17 protein-coding genes and 1 tRNA gene are annotated in these 19914 nt (G+C 61.5%); 6 read left to right on the top strand and 12 right to left on the bottom strand.

Translation table 11 applies throughout. The features are described 5' to 3' along the window. The first annotated feature begins 135 nt into the window (after nt 1-135). Nucleotides 136-1497: an amidase gene (locus J2046_RS22205; RefSeq protein ID WP_210055665.1), complete on the top strand. Its 1362-nt coding sequence runs from the start codon at nt 136-138 to the stop codon at nt 1495-1497. Between the two features lie 182 nt (nt 1498-1679). Further along, nucleotides 1680-1976: a hypothetical protein gene (locus J2046_RS22200; RefSeq protein WP_210055664.1), complete on the top strand. Its 297-nt coding sequence runs from the start codon at nt 1680-1682 to the stop codon at nt 1974-1976. 341 nt (nt 1977-2317) lie between these two features. Here J2046_RS22200 and J2046_RS22195 read toward each other — a convergent pair. Beyond that, nucleotides 2318-2394 (bottom strand) — tRNA-Met (locus J2046_RS22195). Nucleotides 2395-2525: 131 nt separating this feature from the next. After that, nucleotides 2526-3722 (bottom strand): tRNA 2-thiouridine(34) synthase MnmA, encoded by a 1197-nt coding sequence (gene mnmA / locus J2046_RS22190; protein WP_210055663.1) that lies wholly within the window; start codon nt 3720-3722, stop codon nt 2526-2528. Between the two features lie 283 nt (nt 3723-4005). Between mnmA and J2046_RS22185 the strand changes: the two genes are divergently transcribed. Then, on the top strand, nt 4006-4278 hold the full coding sequence (locus tag J2046_RS22185) for an endonuclease domain-containing protein (protein WP_210055662.1): 273 nt from the start codon (nt 4006-4008) through the stop codon (nt 4276-4278). A 286-nt stretch (nt 4279-4564) separates the two neighbouring features. Here J2046_RS22185 and J2046_RS22180 read toward each other — a convergent pair whose 3' ends face one another. Then, the gene (locus J2046_RS22180) at nt 4565-5680 is read right to left on the bottom strand and encodes a mechanosensitive ion channel family protein (protein ID WP_210055661.1); all 1116 of its coding nucleotides are present in this window, start codon (nt 5678-5680) and stop codon (nt 4565-4567) included. Between the two features lie 118 nt (nt 5681-5798). Between J2046_RS22180 and J2046_RS22175 the strand changes: the two genes are divergently transcribed. Next, nucleotides 5799-6218, top strand: a complete 420-nt coding sequence (locus J2046_RS22175; protein ID WP_210055660.1) for a DUF1810 domain-containing protein — start codon at nt 5799-5801, stop codon at nt 6216-6218. Here J2046_RS22175 and J2046_RS22170 read toward each other — a convergent pair. After that, nucleotides 6215-7243: a Tim44 domain-containing protein gene (locus J2046_RS22170; protein ID WP_210055659.1), complete on the bottom strand. Its 1029-nt coding sequence runs from the start codon at nt 7241-7243 to the stop codon at nt 6215-6217. The genes J2046_RS22175 and J2046_RS22170 overlap by 4 nt on opposite strands. 258 nt (nt 7244-7501) lie before the next feature. Between J2046_RS22170 and J2046_RS22165 the strand changes: the two genes are divergently transcribed. After that, complete coding sequence (locus tag J2046_RS22165) at nt 7502-7948, top strand: DUF305 domain-containing protein (protein ID WP_210055658.1); 447 nt, start codon at nt 7502-7504, stop codon at nt 7946-7948. A gap of 52 nt (nt 7949-8000) precedes the next feature. On the opposite strand, the gene serA is transcribed toward J2046_RS22165, so the two are convergent. The 4 genes from serA to J2046_RS22145 all read right to left on the bottom strand — a co-directional run bounded on the left by serA (nt 8001) and on the right by J2046_RS22145 (nt 13173). Further along, nucleotides 8001-9596, bottom strand: coding sequence for a phosphoglycerate dehydrogenase (serA, locus tag J2046_RS22160; RefSeq protein WP_210055657.1), 1596 nt, complete (start codon nt 9594-9596; stop codon nt 8001-8003). 81 nt (nt 9597-9677) lie between these two features. Next, entirely contained in the window at nt 9678-10856 is a 1179-nt protein-coding gene (locus J2046_RS22155) for a phosphoserine transaminase (RefSeq protein ID WP_210055656.1), read from the bottom strand. A 142-nt stretch (nt 10857-10998) separates the two neighbouring features. Next, nucleotides 10999-12174: a GNAT family N-acetyltransferase gene (locus J2046_RS22150; RefSeq protein WP_210055655.1), complete on the bottom strand. Its 1176-nt coding sequence runs from the start codon at nt 12172-12174 to the stop codon at nt 10999-11001. Between the two features lie 159 nt (nt 12175-12333). Then, nucleotides 12334-13173 (bottom strand): outer membrane protein, encoded by an 840-nt coding sequence (locus J2046_RS22145; RefSeq protein ID WP_210055653.1) that lies wholly within the window; start codon nt 13171-13173, stop codon nt 12334-12336. Nucleotides 13174-13408: 235 nt separating this feature from the next. On the opposite strand from J2046_RS22145, the gene J2046_RS22140 reads away from it, so the two are divergent. Beyond that, nucleotides 13409-13567: a hypothetical protein gene (locus J2046_RS22140; RefSeq protein WP_200883933.1), complete on the top strand. Its 159-nt coding sequence runs from the start codon at nt 13409-13411 to the stop codon at nt 13565-13567. A 42-nt stretch (nt 13568-13609) separates the two neighbouring features. On the opposite strand, the gene glmM is transcribed toward J2046_RS22140, so the two are convergent. The 4 genes from glmM to ybgF all read right to left on the bottom strand — a co-directional run bounded on the left by glmM (nt 13610) and on the right by ybgF (nt 19847). Continuing rightward, nucleotides 13610-14965, bottom strand: a complete 1356-nt coding sequence (gene glmM / locus J2046_RS22135) for a phosphoglucosamine mutase (protein ID WP_210055652.1) — start codon at nt 14963-14965, stop codon at nt 13610-13612. Nucleotides 14966-15251: 286 nt separating this feature from the next. Continuing rightward, nucleotides 15252-17189 carry an ATP-dependent zinc metalloprotease FtsH gene (gene ftsH, locus J2046_RS22130; protein ID WP_210055646.1) on the bottom strand — a complete coding sequence of 646 codons (1938 nt, stop codon included), beginning with the start codon at nt 17187-17189 and terminating at the stop codon, nt 15252-15254. Between the two features lie 110 nt (nt 17190-17299). Next, nucleotides 17300-18802, bottom strand: coding sequence for a tRNA lysidine(34) synthetase TilS (gene tilS, locus J2046_RS22125; RefSeq protein WP_210055642.1), 1503 nt, complete (start codon nt 18800-18802; stop codon nt 17300-17302). Between the two features lie 10 nt (nt 18803-18812). Beyond that, nucleotides 18813-19847, bottom strand: coding sequence for a tol-pal system protein YbgF (gene ybgF, locus J2046_RS22120; protein WP_210055640.1), 1035 nt, complete (start codon nt 19845-19847; stop codon nt 18813-18815). Between the last annotated feature and the right edge of the window lie 67 nt (nt 19848-19914).

The following is a 19914-nucleotide window of genomic DNA, read 5'->3' as shown; positions in this document are numbered from 1 at the left end:
AGCAGTGGCGGATTGGCTCAATTCGGAAGTCGATCCGAAGTTCCCAACTCGCCCGGCCGATAAATCTTCTACCCATCGCCAGAATATTCGTTACACATTTCAATCGCCAATCACTGAATGGGGAGAATGCGTGCCGTGACGAGACCGTATGGAGCCATGTCGATCGCCGAACTTTCCGCGCTCATCCAGACCGGAGCGGTCGATCCGGTCGAAGTGACTGAAGCGGTGCTTGCGGGCATCGAGGCCTATCCGGACAAGGCGGTTTTCGTCTCTCTCCTGAAGGACCGGGCGCTGGCCGAGGCCGAGGCGTCCTCGAAGCGCCTGAAGGACGGCCGCTCGCTCGGCCTGCTCGATGGCATTCCGATCGCCTGGAAGGACCTTTTCGACATCGAGGGGCTGCCGACCACCGCAGGCTCCAAGGTGCTGAAGAAGGCCGAACCCGCCAGGAAGGATGCCGCGATTGTCGATCTTCTGAAACAGGCGGGCATGGTGGCGGTTGGCCGCACCAACATGAGCGAGTTCGCCTTTTCCGGCATCGGCATCAACCCGCACTACGGCACTCCTCGCAATCCGCATGGTAAGGATGCGCCACGCATTCCGGGCGGCTCGTCCTCCGGCTCCGCCGTCGCGGTTGCAGCCGGCCTCGTCCCCGTCGCCATGGGTACGGACACCGGCGGCTCGATCCGCATCCCGTCGGCACTGAACGGTATCGTCGGCTACAAGGCGACACGCGGTCGCCATGCGATGGACGGGGTCTATCCTCTGGCGACGAGCCTCGATTCGCTTGGCCCCCTCTGCCGTACGGTCCAGGACGCCGTCTGGATCGATACCGCCATGCGCGGCCTTGCCGCCCCGCAGACCGCCCGCCGGCCGCAAGAGCCGCTCGACATCGTCATCCCGACCAACATTGCCTTCGACGGTGCCGAACCGGGCGTCGTCACCGCCTTCGAAGCTGCAATTGGCCGGCTCGAAAAGGCCGGTGCGAGGATCAGCCGTACCACCATTCCGGCCTTCGATGAGATCCCGGCACTGATGGCAAAGCGCGGCGCGCTCGTGACGGCGGAAGCCTTTGCACTTCATCAGCAGCGGCTGTCGGGACCGGAGGCTGTCGAAATGGACCACCGGGTCGTGGCCCGGACGCGTCTTGGCGAGAAGATCAGCATGCCGGACTATATCGCCATTCTTGAGACGAAAGCACGCCTGATCGCCGAGACCGAGGCACTGATCGGCGACCGTTTCGTCGCCATGCCGTCGGTCGCTCATGTTGCGCCGCCGATTGAGGCGCTCGAAAAGGATGACGAACTGTTCTTCGCGACCAATGGCAAGACGCTGCGCAACACCGCGCTCGGCAATTTCCTCGATTGGTGTGGTGTTTCGATCCCTTGCGGCAAGGGCGACGCCGATATGCCCGTCGGCTTCCTGCTGTCGGCAGGCGCCAACCGTGACGAGGCGCTGCTGCAGGCCGCGATGAGTTACGAGGAGACCGTCAGAGGGTAGGAAACGGCGGCCAAGAGCACGTCCTGACACGGACTGCCAAGTACCTCGTCAGACAGGGACCGACACCATTGACTCTGCTGTCCGTCGTGGCACTTTGGTTTGGTGAGCGCGGCGGAACGGCGCATCGTTCCCGCCGGCATGATCCGCACGATCGAAAGCTCACCGGATAAAGGAATGGCTTGATGTCATCGGAAGAGGACGATCGGTCGGACCAATCGCGAAGAGTAGCAGAGGCCGCGGCGAAGGTTGTCGATCCGGAGCTCATGGACGCGCTACGACAGGCGGCAGCGCACGCCTGGAACACCGGCGAAGTCAAATTCGATCAGCAGATCGCATCTGCCATTCAGGCCATCGCCAAAGAGTTGGACGTCACCCGAGACGAGGCAATCCGGCTGATGGTGCGGGAATGGTTGGAAGGGAATGCCTATTCCCCGGTGCGCCAGCAGGGGGAAGATGGCGACACCGGAGGAAAGGCGTAGGTGAACCAGCGCACAGCCGGCGGAACTAGGCCATCCGGATGAACCTACTCCTTTAGGCCAGGTTCACCGGCAGAAAACATCGGACTAAAATCCGTGATTGTAAGCCGAGCATAGAAGAGGCTCGACTTTCGGCGAAGCCCGCGCTGGGGGAAGATTGCGCGGGCTTCGTCATTCTGATGATCCGGCTGCAAATTACTTTTTCCTGAGAATATCTTCAGATCAAGGCCTCCCGATCGCAAGCGGGCGACGAGGAATTGTAGCAGGATGGCCGCCGAACCGTATAAGCTCGGCATCAAGGATATCTGTCGAGCCTGATCCGCCCGGAGGATTCGGTGATAGATTGGTAGCGGGAGGCAGAATTGAACTGCCGACCTTGGGGTTATGAATCCCACGCTCTCACCAACTGAGCTATCCCGCCACAGGATTTGCGGTGTTCCGGAAGTCCGGTCCGCTTTGGTCGTGCGGCTTATAAGTCGCCCGTCACCAAAGTGTCAAGCGCGGTTTTGGCAAATCCGGCGGCTATTTTAAAGACCGCCGGAAAGCGCCGGATCAGGCCGCGACAGGGGCGGAAAGCAGCGCCTGGAGAGACGCTTCAGCCGCAGACGCACGTTCCGAACGTTCGATGAAACCGCCGCCATAGACGCGTGCATCCGGCCCTTCCGCCGAATAGAGGACGCAGGCCTGGCCCGGTGCCACGCCCGCCTCGCCCATCATCAGGTCGACATAGACGCCGCGGTCGTCGCAATGGACGGTGGCCGGCGTCGGCGGACGGGTCGAACGGACCTTGGCAAAGCAGGCAAAACCGTCGCGGGCATCCTCGCCGAGCGCGCCGTCGCCGATCCAGTTGACGTCGCGCAGATAGACGCGATGCGTATCCAGCGCCTCCTTCGGGCCGACGATGACACGACGCGAACGGGCATCGAGATAGACGACATAGAGCGGCTCGCCTGTGGCTACCCCGAGCCCCTTCCGCTGACCGATCGTGTAATGCACGATGCCTTGATGGCGACCGAGCACTCGGCCGTCCATATGCACGATATCGCCGGCAAGCGCCGCATTCGGCTTCACCTTGCTGATGATGTCGGCATACTTGCCCTGCGGCACGAAACAGATGTCCTGGCTATCGGCCTTCTTCGCGACGACGAGACCCATGTCTTCGGCCAGCGCCCTCACCTCCGCCTTGGACATGCCGCCGAGCGGAAAGCGCAGGTAGTCGATCTGCTCCTGGGTGGTGGCGAACAGGAACCAGCTCTGGTCACGGTCGCTGTCGACCGGGCGGAACAGCGCGCGGCGGTTCGGATTGTCCACTGTCGGATTGCGGTGCGAACGGATGTAATGGCCGGTCGCAAGCGCATCCGCGCCGAGCTCCCGCGCCGTCGCCAGAAGATCCGCGAACTTGACCGTCTGATTGCAGGCAACGCACGGGACCGGCGTTTCGCCCATCGCATAGGCTTCGGCGAACGGATTGATCACCGTCTCGCGAAACCGCTTCTCGTAATCAAGCACGTAATGCGGAATGCCGAGCGTTTCGGAAACCCGACGCGCATCGTCGATATCCTGGCCTGCACAGCAGGAACCGGCGCGATGCACGGCCGCCCCGTGATCGTAGAGCTGCAGCGTGATGCCGAGCACGTCATAGCCCTGGCGTTTGAGCAGACCGGCGACGACGGAGGAATCCACTCCCCCCGACATGGCAACGACAACGCGTGTGTCTTCCGGCCTCTTGTCAAAATCCAGCGTATTCACGGGTAACTCTCTCGGTATATCGGGCCGCCGGTCCATGTCAGGAAGGCCATGAAATCGGGGCCTGGCGTGGGATCGGCCGCAATCCAGGCTATTCTTGCCGGATATAGAAAGGATTTGTGGCCGGCGCAAGGAGGATGGATATTTGGCCGGCTTCGGCATGGATGGCATAGGTTTGGAGGGCGGGGATGAAGAATGTTGCCGGAGCGGACTGCAAGGGTGCGGCAGTCTCCCTATCCCCTTGCGGGGGAGGAAGAAAAATCGGCATCTTAGCTTAAAAAGCTAAGTGCCAGATTTTTCAGGAGAGGGGCATGTTCCATGGGCACAACGGCAGGTGCCGCTGGATGGCTACATCCTCGACTTCGTCTGCTTCGAAGCTCGTCTGATCATCGAGGTCGATGGCGGGCAACACGCGGAAAGCAAATCTGACCAGATCCGAGATGCCCACTTTGGTTCACAGGGTTTCCGCATCCTGCGCTTCTGGAACGATGACGTCGTGAAAAACCGCGATGGCGCGGTTCTGACGGCATTGGCTGAGTTGAGAAATACCGGAGCGTGAGAATGCCGGATACAAACAAGAACAGCAACATCTCTTACCGATCCGAAGACCGGTTCATGTCGCGGACGACCCAGCGGAAAAAGAGATAGACAACCAAAAAGAAAAAGATGAGAGGCAACAGATTTTCGAATGCCGACATCATCAAATCTAAAGCCTGCCCTTTCCGATTCGGAAGCTAGCTTCTTTGATCCGCGATCAACAAACGCTAATTCACCTTAGCTAACAAATGTTAATTTGCATCCGGTTGCGCACCGACGTTCAACAAGAAACGCAGCCTGCAGCTCCATCATGACTGGAGCGTCCTGGGCTGCGCCGCCTCGCCAACGACCGCGCTGTTGGCCGCCCCCTCCGCCCTTACCCGCGGCAATGCCGATGGATATTCCCGCTGGATGAAGTCAATCAGCTTCTCGCGCATTTCGCAGCGCAGGTCGAAGGTTTTGGGCGCGTTGGAAGCGGAGGCGAGGATGCGGATCTCCATGACGTTTTCCCTGAAGTCCGTCACCTGCACCGCAACGACCCGCCTGTCCCAGAGTTTAGAGGCGGCCGCGATCTCCTCGGCCTTCTTTCGGATGACGTCCACCGGCACGGAATAATCGAGATAGATCATCACTGTGCCGATCAGCGCCGCCCCTTCGCGCGTCCAGTTCTGGAAAGGCTGTTCGATGAAATAGCTGAGCGGCAGGATCATCCGCCGCCAGTCCCACAACTTCATCACCACATAGGTGGAGGTAATCTCCTCGACATTGCCCCACTCCCCTTCGACGATCAGCGCGTCGTCGATCCGGATCGGCTGGGTGATCGCAAGCTGGATGCCGGCAAAGATATTTTTCAGCACCGGCTGAAGGGCCAGGCCGAGCACGATACCCGCGACACCGGCGGATGCAAGCAGGCTGACGCCGTATTGCTGCACCGCCGGGAAGGTCATCAGCGTGGCGGCGATGGTGATCGCCACGATCATGAAGCTCAAGATGCGCTCCATGATGCGTGACTGGGTTACATGCGCCCGGGCAAGCAGGTTGTCTTCGGCATCGAGCTTGAAGCGGCGCAGATAGACGACCGTCCAGACATGCAGGGCGATCTTCGCCATCCAGCCGACCACGACGATGAAACAGAGCAGCAGGATATGGCGGATCACTGAAGCCTGATTGCCGGTGAGAGGCGCGACGGTCGCGCCGAAGGACAGCGTCCAGGTGAGGATCGCAAGCCGCATGGGCCGCCGCGTGCGGGAGACGAGCGAGCGCCAGAAGAGATCCCGGTTCTCGACGAGCCGCGTCAGGAAGCGGAAGCCGAAGCGTTGAATGGCCAAACCGATAAGGAAGGCGACCACGAGCACACCGATGCTGACGAACCAGTCCGGCAGCCAGGCCGTGTCGTTGCGGAATTCCCGAATAAAATGCTCCATAGAGCATGAGCTAGAGTGCAATGCAGCATAGAAAAGAGTGGCCGCAAAAATATCATGTTTGGCAGGCCTGATGGCGTGGGGCGACCAAGGCACGAAAAACAGGGCGGAGGAGAATGCGATGGAATTCGATCTCATGCGCTTTGTCGATGCGCAGGCGCCTGTCTACGACCGGGCGATCAACGAATTGCGGAACGGCAGGAAAGACACTCACTGGATGTGGTACATCTTCCCGCAGATCGCGGGGCTTGGATTCTCGATCATGTCGCAGCGTTTCGCGATCGGCTCGAAGGAGGAAGCCCGGGCCTATCTCCGCCATCCGCTGCTCGGGCGCCGGCTGGTCGAATGCACCGAAGCAATGCTTGCCCACAAGGACCTCTCGGCCCATGCGATCCTCGGCTCGCCGGACGACATGAAGTTCAAAAGTTCGATGACGTTGTTCGAAATGGTCAGCGCAAAGGGCTCTCCTTTCGAGAGAGCCCTTGAGCAGTTCTATCGCGGCGAACGCGACGAAAAGACCATCGCGCTGTTACGCGCCTAGGCCGCGGCCTGGATCGCCGAGACTTTCCAGTCGTTGGCGGGTTTGCGGACGAAGGTCCAGATCTCCACGGTCTCCGTGGCGTTGTCCGGATCGCCTTCGGTCACCGCGCCGCTATTGCGATCACGCATGAAGTCGACGCTCGAATAGCGCATGGCCACAGTTGCATATTCCTGGCCGTTCTCGCGCCACGCTTCTGCAAGGTCGCCCTGCAGGAGCTTCACGTCCTTCACCTCGTTCCTGCGGCCGCTGGTGGCGTTCTCGCCAAGCTCCTCAGCCAGATAGGACATGGCTTCCGGCGTGGTGAGATCGCGCAGTTTCGCATAGTCTTCCGCGGCATAGGCCGCCTGGACATTCGTCAGCATCTTCTCGAACTGGTCGAGGTCACGATTGGTGATGCCGATCTCGTCGGTCTCAGGTCCCGCCTGACGGGATGCAGCGCCGTAACCGCCGGCAGCAGCACCGCCGCCCAAAGAACCGATCTTCGGGATCTGGAAGGACGACGTGTTCTGATGCGGCGCCTCGTAAGCATTGCGCTGCTGACCGTAGCCTCCGGCCGGGCCGGCCGGCTGCTGCCGATTGCCGAATCGGCGCAGCAGGAACATGGCAAGACCGGCAATCAGCGCGATCTGCAGCAACATGCCGAGGAAGCCGAAGCCACCGCCGAAGCCGGTGCCCATCAGCATGCCGAACAGACCGCCGAGCAGGAGCCCGCCGAAAAGACCGCCGGCCAGACCACCGAAGAGACCGCGGCGCGGCTGCTGGGTCGTCTGCTGACCGAGGCCGGTCTGCGGACGCGTGGCGTTCTGCTGCGTGTTCGGGGTCATGGAGCGTTCAATGCCGGTCGCGGGCGCCGGCGCCGTGCGGGTGACCGGCGGAGCCGAATAGGTACGCGTGCCGCGGCTGCCGAAGCTGCTGAACCCGCCCGCGCGACGCGCCTCTGCCATGTCGACGGCGGTCAGCGAAACCGCCATGCCGATCGCAAGGACCGCGAACAGTTTCTGGAATCGCCGAAGCTTGGATAACATCTCTTTCTCCTCATAACCGCATGGATGCGGCATTCCCGGATTATATAGCAATGCACCCTTTTCGATTTTAGAGGGCATCGTCGCTTTTCGCGCTGGAGTAGATAATGGACGGAGAAACGAGAGGCAAGCTCTGAAAATACAACCTATAAGGGATTCCAGAAACTTCGGGTAAGCTCGCATTACATCCGGCCCTTGCATGACTGGAACAATCACGTCCCGCCCCTGTTCCCACCACGGGCATCAAGAAAGGTTTCATCCATGCACTATGCGCGCTTTTTTACGATGATCTCGACATCGACCGTCGTCATGTTCGGGCTGATGTATCTCAACACCTACCAGTTGGACCATGTCTTCTTCAGTGAAACACGCGCCTACATGGCCCTCGTGATGGGCGCAGTCATGGCCATCATCATGCTCGCCTTCATGCTGCAGATGTATAAGAACCGGATGGCCAATACCGCCATTTTCATAGGGAGTGTAGTCGTTTTCGCGGCAGCTCTTTTTCTCGTCCGCAGCCAGACGACCGTGGACGACGTCTCCTATATGAAGGCGATGATCCCCCATCACTCGATCGCCATCCTGACAAGTTCGCGGGCCAATATTTCCGATCCGCGCGTGCGCCAACTCGCCGATGACATCATCGAAACGCAGCGACGGGAGATCGATGAGATGAAGGCCCTGATTGCCGATCTGCAGAAACAGTAAGCCCGGCACGAAACGCGCCGGGCTCCTTGCACTATCCTTGGGAGGATGACTTTCAGTCGATGTTGAAGACCAGCGGCTTGGCCTGCCGGATCGCCGGATTGGCGGTGAGCTTCTCCAGGACTTCCGGGGCCACCGGGCCGTCGACATAAAGCAGCGCGATCGCGTCGCCGCCTTCCTTGTCCCGGCCGAGCTGGAAGTTGGCAATGTTGACGCCGGCGTTGCCAAGCGTGGTCCCCATGAAGCCGATCATGCCGGGCACGTCCGTATTGGCGATATAGATCATGTGCTGGCCGACTTCGGCATCCATGTTGATGCCCTTGATCTGGATGAAGCGCGGCTTGCCGTCCGAGAAGACGGTGCCGGCGACCGAACGGGTCTGCTTCTCGGTGGTGACGGTGAGCTTGATGTAACCGTCGTAGACACCCGTCTTGTCGCGCTTGACCTCGGACAGGATGACGCCCTTTTCCTTGATCATGATCGGCGCCGAAACCATGTTGACGTCGGAAACCTGATTGCGGATGAGGCCGGCGAGCAGCGCGGAGGTCAGCGCCTTCGTGTTCATCGTCGCGGTGATGCCGTCGTAGAGGATTTCGATTTCCTTGATCGGGTTTTCCGTCACCTGCCCCGCAAACGAACCGAGCACGTCGGCGAGCTTGATGAAGGGCTTCAGGATCGGGGCTTCCTCGGCCGTGATCGACGGCATGTTGATGGCGTTCGAAACAGCCCCCTTGACGAGATAGTCCGACATCTGCTCGGCCACCTGCAGTGCGACATTTTCCTGCGCTTCCGTGGTGGAGGCGCCGAGATGCGGCGTGCAGACGACATTGTCGAGGCCGAAAAGCGGGCTCTCGGTGGCGGGCTCCACCTCGAAGACGTCGAAGCCGGCGCCGGCGACATGGCCGGATTTGATGGCCTCGGCAAGCGCTGCCTCATCGACCAGGCCGCCGCGGGCGCAGTTGATGATGCGGACACCTTTCTTCGTCTTGGCGAGGGCTTCCTTGTTCAGGATGCCGCGCGTCTTGTCGGTCATCGGCACATGCAACGTGATGAAGTCGGCCTTGGCGAGCAGCTCGTCGAGCTCGACCTTCGTGACGCCCATTTCCTCGGCGCGTTCCTTGGAGAGGAACGGGTCATAGGCAAGAACATGCATGCCGAGGCCGATCGCCTTTTTGCAGACGATCGAGCCGATATTGCCGGCGCCGATGACGCCGAGCGTCTTGCCGGTGATCTCGACACCCATGAAGCGGGACTTCTCCCACTTGCCGGCCTGAGTCGAGCTATCGGCAGCCGGAAGCTGGCGGGCGACGGCGAACATCAGCGCGATGGCATGCTCGGCCGTGGTGATCGAGTTGCCGAAGGGCGTGTTCATGACGATGATGCCGCGGCGCGAGGCGGCCGGAATGTCGACGTTGTCGACGCCGATGCCGGCGCGCCCGATGACCTTGAGATTGGTCGCAGCCGCGATCAGCTTCTCCGTCGCCTTGGTGGCGGAACGGATGGCAAGGCCATCATAATTGCCGATGATCTCGGCAAGCTTGTCCTTGTCCTTGCCGAGCTTCGGCTGGAAATCGACTTCGACGCCGCGATCGCGAAAAATCTGGACGGCGGTTTCCGACAATTCGTCGGATACGAGGACGCGAGGTGCCATGTCTGGGCTCCTTGAAAAGGGTTCTGTCTTGGATGAGGAAGCGGGCTCCGCCTCGAAAGGCGGAGCAGATACGCGATCGTTTTATGCGGCAGCCTTGGCGAGCGCGGCCTTCTGCATATTGAAGGCGTAAGCGAGCCATGGCATCAAGGCCTTCATGTCGGCCTCGTCGATCGTGGCGCCCGCCCAGATGCGCAGGCCCGACGGCGCGTCGCGATAGGCGCCGATGTCGAGGGCGACGCCTTCCTTTTCGAGGATCGCGACGATGCCCTTTGCGAAAGCGGCCTGGGCGTCGTCATCGAGCGCCGAGACTTCCGGGTCGACGATCTTGAGGCAAACGGACGTGTTGGACCGCGTCGCCGGATCAACTGCGAGGTTCTCGATCCAGGCATTCGCTGCCACGAAATCGTGGATGGCCTTGGCGTTCCGATCGGCGCGGGCGATCAGCGCCTTGAGTCCGCCGACCTGCTTCGCCCAGAGGAGCGCATCGATATAGTCCTCAACGCAGAGCATCGACGGCGTGTTGATCGTCTCGCCGGTGAAGATGCCCTCGATCAGCTTGCCGCCCTTGGTCATGCGGAAGATCTTCGGCAGCGGCCATGCCGGAGTATAGGTCTCCAGACGCTCGACGGCGCGCGGGGAAAGGATCAACATGCCGTGACCGCCCTCGCCGCCCAGGACCTTCTGCCAGGAGAAGGTGACTACGTCGAGCTTCGTAAAGTCCATGTCCTGCGCGAAGGCCGCCGAAGTGGCGTCGCAGATCGTCAGACCCTTGCGGTCGGCGGGGATGAAATCGGCATTCGGAACACGCACGCCCGAGGTCGTGCCGTTCCAGGTAAAGACCACATCGCGGTCGAAATCGACTTCCGCCAGGTTCGGCAGCAGGCCGTAATCGGCTTCGAACTTGCGGACGTCCTTGAGCTTCAACTGCTTGACGACGTCGGTGACCCAGCCGGCGCCAAAACTTTCCCAGGCGAGCATGTCGACGCCGCGTTCGCCGAGCAGCGACCAGAGCGCCATCTCGACGGCGCCGGTATCGGAAGCCGGCACGATGCCGATGCGGTAGTCCGCCGGCACGTTCAGGATTTCGCGGGTGAGGTCGATGGCCTGCTTCAGCTTCGTCTTGCCGACTTTGGCGCGGTGCGAACGACCGAGCGGAGCATCAGAAAGCGCTTCGAGCGTCCAACCGGGGCGCTTCGAGCAAGGGCCAGAGGAGAAATGGGTATTGTTCGGACGTACGTCCGGCTTTGCGGTATCCGCCATGATGCTATCCTTCCAGATAGATGGCTCCTCGTTGGGGAGGAGTGTCCCGCCGCCGTGGATATTCCTGTCCGCTTTCACAGTCAAGCGGGCGACGTCGTTCCTGGATAAATTTCTGCCGCAGGCGCCTCTCGATATGGCGAGGTCAGCAGATCACCGGGAAATACATCCATCCGAGAAAGGCGACGTTCGCCTGCCGCAAACGCCGCAGGATGACCCATTTCAGGGGTCTCACCGCCTGCCAGATGGCGGTGGAGCGAATGCCGGCGGCGACACGGCGTCGCATGAGGAAAATCCGGCCGCACAGTGTAACGGGCTGCTCCCGGGCCGTCAGGGGAAAGATCGTCTCGCAGCTTTCGAGCTTCCAGGCCTCATCGCCGATGCCGAGGTCCAGCCATTCGAAGCCGTTTTGGCAGAGCCATTCGAGAGTGCGGCAGTAAAGCACGCTACCGGGCGAGTATTTCGCCCAGGCGCCTGCCTCGAAGGACAGCATGATTGCATAGTAGCGCCGGCCCGCCGCAAGGCCCCAGATGGTCGCGATGATCTCCTCTCCCGACTTCAGGTAGAAGAGCTTGAGCATGCCTTCACGGGCGAAGAGTTCGGTGCCCCTGTCGAAGAAGTCGCGCTTTCCGGCATCGACGTCGAAACCGGGAACGCGGGTCTGCTCGAACCGCCACTGTTTCTGGCGCATGAAGGCCAGCGTTGCCTGGCGGCGTTCCGCCTCCCCCGCCGCGATCCCGAAGGAAAGCGGCGCGATCTTTTCCAGGTTGCGGATCTTGCGCATCAATGTCTTGCGTTGCGGTATCCCCGCCTCGATCTCCGCCCAGGGCCGGCGCAGGTCATTGCCGTGACAGGAAACTCCGTTCGGACGATCGCCGATAAGGCCGAGCGGATTGACGATGCCGTCGATATCGACCGGCATCTTGCTGAACATCACGACATCGAAGGGCGGTAAGGCGTCCGTGACGGCCCGCCAAAGCTCCTCCGCCGTCTCGCGTGACCAGGCGATCGGTGTCGGAAACAATACCGGTGCGTTGTAATCGGCTGCATCGGCATCGATGAATTCAAGGATTCTCGCCCCCTTCGACAAGCTGATGCAAAGGGGGATGAAGATGATCGGGCGGTCGGCAGCGTCACGCACTTCCACGAAATGCAGGCTGCGGCGGCCGGTTCGTCCGAAACTCGAAAGCCACACCTTGAGAAACGTGACGCTCTGGAAAGGGTGAAAGCGTGCGCCGTTCTCCGCCGTTGCGCCCTGCGGCCAGTCCGGCGAGACGTCGTCGAGGTCGTCAAAGACGGAGATCTTGAACACCGGCATCATCTGCAAGCCTTTTTGGAATGTCTTGGGCCTTCGATAGCGGCTCAGGCCCGAGTTTTGAACCCGAAACCGGATACATCGTTAATTTCGACGACGCTTCATCTGCCGCCTCAAACGCAAAAGCCGCCCGGAAGGCGGCTTTTATTTTCGGATATCTGAAACTCACTTGTAAACGATCGGCTCCGGCGGGGGCTCGTAGGGCGGAGCTTCGCAGCCACCGAACGTGTAGCGTGCGCCGATGCGGGCCTCATGCATGTCGAAGCCCTTGTCATCGCCGGGACCGCCGCCGAGATTGTAGCCGAACATGTCCCCGCCCATGATGTGGCGGTAGCGATAGCCGATATCGGCTTTGAGGTTGCAGGTGATGTCGATGGCCGCGCCCGCCATGAGAGCATAGGTGAAGCGCCAGCTCTTCTGGCCCTCGTGTTCGCTGGTATAGCAGCCGGCGGCATAGGGATCGTCGCAGATCGTGTTGCGGAGCTTGCCCCACTTGACGTAGGCACCGCCGATACCGCCGCCGACATAGGGCGTGATGTAGCCGTAAGTGCCGAGGTCCACATAGACGTTCGCCATCAGCGAATAGGCGTGCATGTAGGATTTGTCGCTGGAGGAGCATGCAACGAACGGGTTGCCGACGCCGTCACCGCAGACACCCGACGTGCCGCCGCGGAAATCCGCCGAGGTGAGGTAGTCGAAAGTCACGTCGGTGCGCAGATGGTTGTTGATCTGGTAGCCAACACCCGCCCCCAGCAGGAAACTGTCTTTCAGCGATGTGTGGTCGAAATTCGTCAGCGTAGAATTGGAGCCCTGATAGTAATTCGCCCCGCGTATGTCGTTGAAGGAATAGCCGACATCGCCGCGCAGATACCACCCGCTGGCTTCCTGCACGGTTACTTCCGGAGCATCCATGATCGGCTCGGGTTGCGGCTGATAAAGATCTGCAGAATTGGCGGTGCTCACCGTCAGCGCCAGCACGAATGCGCTGGTCAAGCACTTTTTCATGGCTTCATCTCCAAAGCTCGTATCGCGTATGGCTGGCGGAGCGCGCAGCCAACGGGTTGATCCGCGACAGATGATGAAGAAGAAAGGTTAAGCGCCGCTTAACCATGCTTGTTTACCGCATGTTTTCCTTAATTTCAGTCAGGGCCGCAGACGAAAGCTTGGCTTTGACCAAGTTAACCATGGCGCTGCACCGCTTCCATTGGCAAAAGCTTCCGCGACGTTTAAGGAAGGCGACATGCCAGACAATGTCATCAAGTTCCAGCGTCCGCCAAAACCGAAGCCACCACGGCAAACGCCGCCATGGCTCAAGCGCCTGCTGATCGCACTCGGCATCGCCGCCTTCTTCGCGGCGGCCTTCATCTATTTTTCACTGACGGGCGCGGCTCAGCCCTGAGGCGTGCAGCGTTCAGGCAAGCCTCATCTGCGCAAGACGGGTTCAGGCAGCAGCGCTGCGGGCGCTGGCGATGGCACCGACAAGGCCGTCGACAATGCGTTCGATCTGCGCCCGGTCGTCGCCCTCCGCCATCACCCGGATCAGCGGTTCGGTGCCGGAAGGACGGATGACGAGGCGGCCGTGGGAGGCAAGCTCGGCTTCCGCATCGGCGATCGCCTGACGCACGGCGCCATCCTCCAGCGGCTTGCCCCCCTGGAAGCGGACGTTCTTCAGAAGCTGCGGCACAGGCTCGAAACGACGGCAGATCTCGCTGACCGGCCGCCCAAGGCGCTTGGCCCGCGCCAGGATCTGCAGCGCGGCGACAAGGCCGTCGCCGGTCGTGCCGAAATCCGAAAGAACGATATGGCCGGACTGTTCGCCCCCGACGTTGAAGTCATTGTGGCGCATGTGTTCCACCACGTAGCGGTCGCCGACCTTGGTGCGGTGGAGGTCGAGGCCCTTCTTCTGAAGGAAACGTTCCAGTCCGAGATTGGACATGACGGTTGCGACAATGCCGCCGCCCCTCAGCTTCTCGTCCTCGGCCCAGCTCTCGGCGATCACCGCCATCAACTGGTCGCCGTCGATGATCTCGCCGCATTCATCGACGATGATGACGCGATCCGCATCACCGTCGAGCGCGATGCCGATATCGGCGCGCACTTCATGGACCTTCTTCTGCAAATTTTCCGGGCTGGTCGAGCCGCAGTCGAGGTTGATGTTCGTGCCGTTTGGCTCGTTGCCGATCGTCACCACCTCGGCGCCGAGTTCCCAGAGCGCGAGCGGCGCCACCTTGTAGGCCGCACCATTGGCGCAATCGATCGCAACGCGCAGGCCGTGCAGCGTGACATCGCGCGGCAGCGTGCGCTTCACGTGCTCGATATAGCGGTAAATATCGCCCTCGACGCGTTTCGCGCGGCCGATATCGCCGGGCTTGGCGAGTTGGGCATGCATGTCCTTGTCAAGCAGATCCTCGATCTGCATCTCGATTTCGTCGGAGAGCTTGTAACCATCCGGTCCGAAGAGCTTGATGCCGTTGTCCTGATAGGGATTGTGCGAAGCGGAGATCATCACGCCGACATCGGCACGCAGAGAACGGGTGAGCATGGCGACCGCCGGCGTCGGGATCGGTCCGAGCAGAAAGACGTCGAGGCCTGCGGCAGTGAAGCCCGCCACCATCGCATTTTCCAGCATGTAGCCGGAAAGGCGCGTATCCTTCCCGATCACCACCCGGTGGCGATGATTACCGTTGCGGAAGATCGTACCGACGGCAATGCCGACCCGCATCGCAAGATCGGGCGTCATCGGAAAGACATTGGACTGTCCGCGAATGCCATCGGTGCCGAAATAGCGGCGTGTCATGTAAACTCCTTCGTCATCGCGCCTCACATCGCGCGGTTCTGGCGCGCTCCCGGGCGAAGTCCTGGCAGGGATCGGACCCGCGATCCTCCCAACGGCCGGGCCGGCCTCATGGTCGGCTCATGCCATAGATCGCATGAATAAGCACATAAATTAGCGTCAAAATCGCTTATATCCCGTTACCAATAAGGCTAAGGCCCGTCACTCATTGAGATAGCCAGGGAGATAGCAGGCAAACAAAAACCGCCGCGGATAGCTCCACGGCGGTTTCGAGTTATGTTTGGACGGTTCAGTGCGGCTGGGGTTCGAGACCGCTTTCAGGCTCGCCGCCCTTCGGCTCGTCCTTCTTGGAACCGCCGGTGCTCGGCACCGCCGAACCACGGGCGGGCGGCGCGTCGTCGCCGAGATCGCGCGACGGCTTGTGCCCCTTGAGCAGTGCCTTGATCTCCTCGCCTGACAGCGTCTCGTATTCAAGCAAGCCTTCGGCAAGAGCCACGAACTCGTCGTGCTTCTCGGTCAGGATGCGGCGCGCCTCCTGATAGGCCTCGTCGATCAGACGGCGGACCTCGGTGTCGATCTTCTGCGCGGTCGCCTCGGAAACATTCTTCGACTGCGACACGGAGTGTCCGAGGAAGACTTCCTGCTGGTTTTCGCCATAGGCGACCTGACCGAGCACGTCGGAAAAGCCCCATTGCGTGACCATCGCGCGGGCAAGCTTGGTCGCCTGCTCGATATCGGAAGAGGCGCCGGAAGTGATGTTTTCCTTGCCGAAGGTGAGTTCCTCGGCAACGCGCCCGCCCATCATGATGACCAGGCGCGACACCATCCACTTGTAGCTCATCGAATAGCGGTCGCCTTCGGGAAGCTGCATGACCATGCCGAGCGCACGACCGCGCGGAATGATTGTCGCCTTGTGGAGAGGGTCTGCAACAGGGACGTTCAGCGCGGAGATCGCATGGCCGGCCTCGTGATAGGCGGTGAGCTTCTTCTCCGCCTCGGTCATGGCCGAAGAGCGACGCTCCGCACCCATCATGATCTTGTCCTTGGCGTCCTCGAACTCCTGCATGGTGACAAGGCGCTTGTTGCGCCGGGCCGCCATCAGGGCCGCCTCGTTGACGAGGTTCATGAGGTCGGCACCGGAGAAGCCGGGCGTGCCGCGCGCCAGTACCTTGAGATCGACATTCGGGGCCAGCGGGACGTTGCGGGCATGAACCTTGAGGATGCGCTCGCGGCCGACGATATCCGGGTTCGGCACGACCACCTGGCGGTCGAAACGACCGGGACGCAGAAGCGCCGGGTCGAGCACGTCCGGACGGTTGGTCGCGGCGATAAGGATGATGCCCTCGTTCGCCTCGAAACCGTCCATCTCGACGAGGAGCTGGTTGAGGGTCTGTTCGCGCTCGTCATTGCCGCCGCCGAGGCCGGCGCCGCGATGACGGCCGACCGCGTCGATTTCGTCGATGAAGATGATGCAGGGCGCATTCTTCTTGGCCTGCTCGAACATGTCACGCACGCGGGAGGCACCGACGCCGACGAACATTTCGACGAAGTCCGAACCGGAAATGGTGAAGAAGGGCACATTGGCCTCGCCGGCAATCGCACGGGCGAGCAGAGTCTTACCCGTACCGGGCGGGCCGACCAGCAGCACGCCACGCGGGATGCGGCCCCCGAGCCGCTGGAACTTCTGCGGATCGCGCAGGAATTCGACGATCTCTTCGAGGTCCTGCTTGGCCTCGTCAACGCCGGCGACGTCTTCAAACGTCACGCGCCCGTGCGCTTCGGTCAAAAGCTTGGCCTTGGACTTGCCGAAGCCCATCGCGCCGCGCGAGCCGCCCTGCATCTGCCGCATGAAGAACAGCCAGACACCGAGGATCAGAAGCATCGGCAAAAGCGTGCCGAGATAGCTGAGGAAACCGGAAGACCCGTCCGTTTCCGGGCGGGCCACGATGGTGACGTTCTTGGACTGCAGCCGCTCCATCAGAGTATCGTCGATGACGGGCGAATAGGTCTGAAATCCCGAGCCGCTCTCCGTGTAAGTGCCGAGCACCCGGTTGCCTGTGACGACGACATCCCTGACCCGCCCCGAATCCACGTCACGCAGGAATTGCGAATAGGGAATCTCACGCGAGTTGGTCTGCGTCGGCGCCGTCTGGAACATGCTGAACAATGCGACCAGCAAAAGGGCTATGATGACCCAGAGGGCGATATTACGAAAGTTTGGGTTCATTGAACTCCCCGGACTGTGACGGCCCGCTTTTTTTTTCGAGGCGACCGCCTTACTTGCCGCTTAACATAGGGTTGCGGCACGTCCTTGCCAAGGAGAACCGGAGCCGCCGCCTAGCTTTTCCGCGCGGAATCCTTAACCGGCAGCGGGGGAAAAACGTCGCATCCGAGCAAAACAGCAAACTCGCTTGCGAGATTGAGGTCAAACTGCGGCAAAAAGCGGTCGAAGGGGGCAAGGGTTGGCTTGATGTGGATTTGGCCGGCGGTGCACGGCTGGCTCGACGCGATCGGCGAACTCCCTCTTCTCCCCGGCGGGGAGAAGTGCCGAGCGGTTGAGAGGCGATGAGGGGGTGTAAGAGCGGCAGGCTCAGCGTTCTGCTCTCGGGCTTCGCCCCCCTCATCCGGTCCTTCGGACCACCTTCTCCCTGCTGGGGAGAAGCGGGAGTTCGCCTCAACCCACGGCATCACGCTCATCGCCCGCATGGCAAGCGCCGGCGGCGCATCCGGAAAGAGGAAAAGCGCCTCCTCCCGATCCGGAACGGTCGGACCGACGATGATTTCGCACGCACTGCCGTTGGTGATCCGGTAACGGCCATCCCAGACCGCAGCCTGTCCCGGCGGGACGTGCAGCGGCATGAGACCCCGGTTCTCGCGAGCAAGATAAAGCCCGTCGCGGCGAAGGTCGAAGATCACCCGTCCGGCGGTGATACGCCCGGGCCGGCCGCTGTCGAGAAAGGCCATCACCCTATTCATGCTCTCGCCGCGCAAGGCATGTGCCCTCCCCCCGAGCACCGCCGAAAGCAGCGACAAGGCGTGGCGGCGCACGGCCCCATCACCCGCAAGGCCCGCCGGAGCAAGATGGGCCAGCACGCCAAGACGGATCGTCACATGATCGTGAACGAGACGCGCTGCCGCATCGGACAACGCCGTCCGCCGTTTGACAGCCCGGGTGAGCGCTGCGGCGTCGAACGAGCCTTCAGTCGCGAGCTTTCCGCGCACCCTCACCCGCTCGTAATGCGGATTGAGATTGCTGGGATCGTCGATCCAGCTCTCCCCTTCATTGGTCAGAAAAGCGCGGATATCGGCGCGGCGGGTCTTAAGGAGAGGTCTCAGAAGCCAGCGGCGGCGTTCGAGAAGCACCGCCTCCGCCATGCCGGCAAGACCGAGATTGTCTTCTCTGCCACTCCTGGCAGCGCGCATGGCAACCGTTTCCGCCTGGTCGTCGCGCGTGTGGCCGGTGAGGATGGCGGTGGCATCGATCTCGTCGGCGATCTCCGCCAGGAGGCGATAGCGCGCCTCGCGGGACGCGGCGGAAAGGCCCGTCTCCGGTTTTTCGCCCTCCCAGCGGCGGATGACATGCTGGATGCCGAGCCTGCCGCAAAGGGCGGTGACGCTCAGCGCCTCTTCTGCGGATTCAGACCTCAGCGCATGGTCAATGGTGGCGGCGAAAAGCGAGATGCCTGAACCGGGAGGATTGGTCTTCGAAAGGGCGACAAGCAAGCCGGTGGAATCGCTGCCGCCGGAGATGGCGATGAGAAGGCGTGCCGGCTTCGTGATATCGGCAAGGAGCCGCAGGATCGCTTCGACAGGCGGCAGGTTTGAGGCGGAGGCGGTCACGAAGACGCCGTCAGCCGCAGCGCAAGCGCTTCTGTTCGCTGCCGACCTTGGAAAGCACCGCCTTGGAGGCGGACGGATAACGCTTGGCGACTTCGCGGAGCGTCGCGCAGGCGGTTTCGGTATTGTCGAGGGCGGCAAGCGACATGCCGAGCTTCAGGAGCATTTCCGGAGCCTTCGGCGACTTGCCGTAAGTCTGGTGCGCGTTGAGGAAAGTCTTGGCGGCTTCGTTGTATTTTTCCTGCGAATACTGTGCTTCGCCCAGCCAGAAATTGGCGTCCGCGAGGCGCGTGCTCCTCGGATAGGACTGGATATAGCCGGAGAACTCCTGCTCGGCGAGAGAGTAGTCGCCGGTAAGGATGTGATTGTAGGCGATCTGATAGGCGTCGCTCTCGCTACCGAGGGCGGCCGTCTGTTGCGGATCGGTCTTCGCGCGCGACGCGGCCTTGCCGGGAGCCTGCGAGCCGAGATCTACGCCTGGAAGGCTGGCGGCGTTGTTGACCCGGTCGTTGCGCGTGGCACCCTGCGGATTGCCGCTCTGATCGAGTTCGATGGAGCCAAGCGTGGTCGGCGGCGGCGCCATCCGGCCATCAGCGGCCTGATCCTGTCCGATATCGCCGTCGGACGGTGATTCGATGATCCTGGCGACATCGTCGGAAGGCTGGGCGGAGGGCGCGGTTTGTGCGGGAGCACGATTGGACGCCACGGCCGGTCTCCCGGCCGTGGTATCGATTTCACTACGCTTGTTCTTCTCCAGATCCTGGAAGCGGAATTCGTTGTCTTCCTGCGTCTTGCGCAGTTGCTCCTGCATCTGCAGAAGCTGATAACTCATTTCCTCGATCCGGCCGTTCAACTGGCGGACCTCTTCCTGGAGTTGCTGGATACGAACGGCATCAGCGCTCTGCGCAAGAACCACCGGCGGCTGATGAGCCTGAGATCGTTCCGCTGCAGCCTGATCACCCCGGAAAAGTTTCGGCAGCGAGAAAGCCCCCGCAGAAGCGCTCGTCGCCATCAGCCCCAGCATCGCTGCCAAGACAAGTTTCTTCATAAGTGTCCGTCCTGCTCTTTCGTGTGCACCGGATTGGCGCAGCAGGAGATTTTTCCAACTGACGCCA

The organism is Neorhizobium petrolearium (genome assembly GCF_017873175.1).
Taxonomy (GTDB): Bacteria; Pseudomonadota; Alphaproteobacteria; order Rhizobiales; family Rhizobiaceae; genus Neorhizobium; species Neorhizobium petrolearium.
Note: the sequence above shows the minus strand (reverse complement) of the source record. Positions and strands in the feature narration are given on the sequence as shown.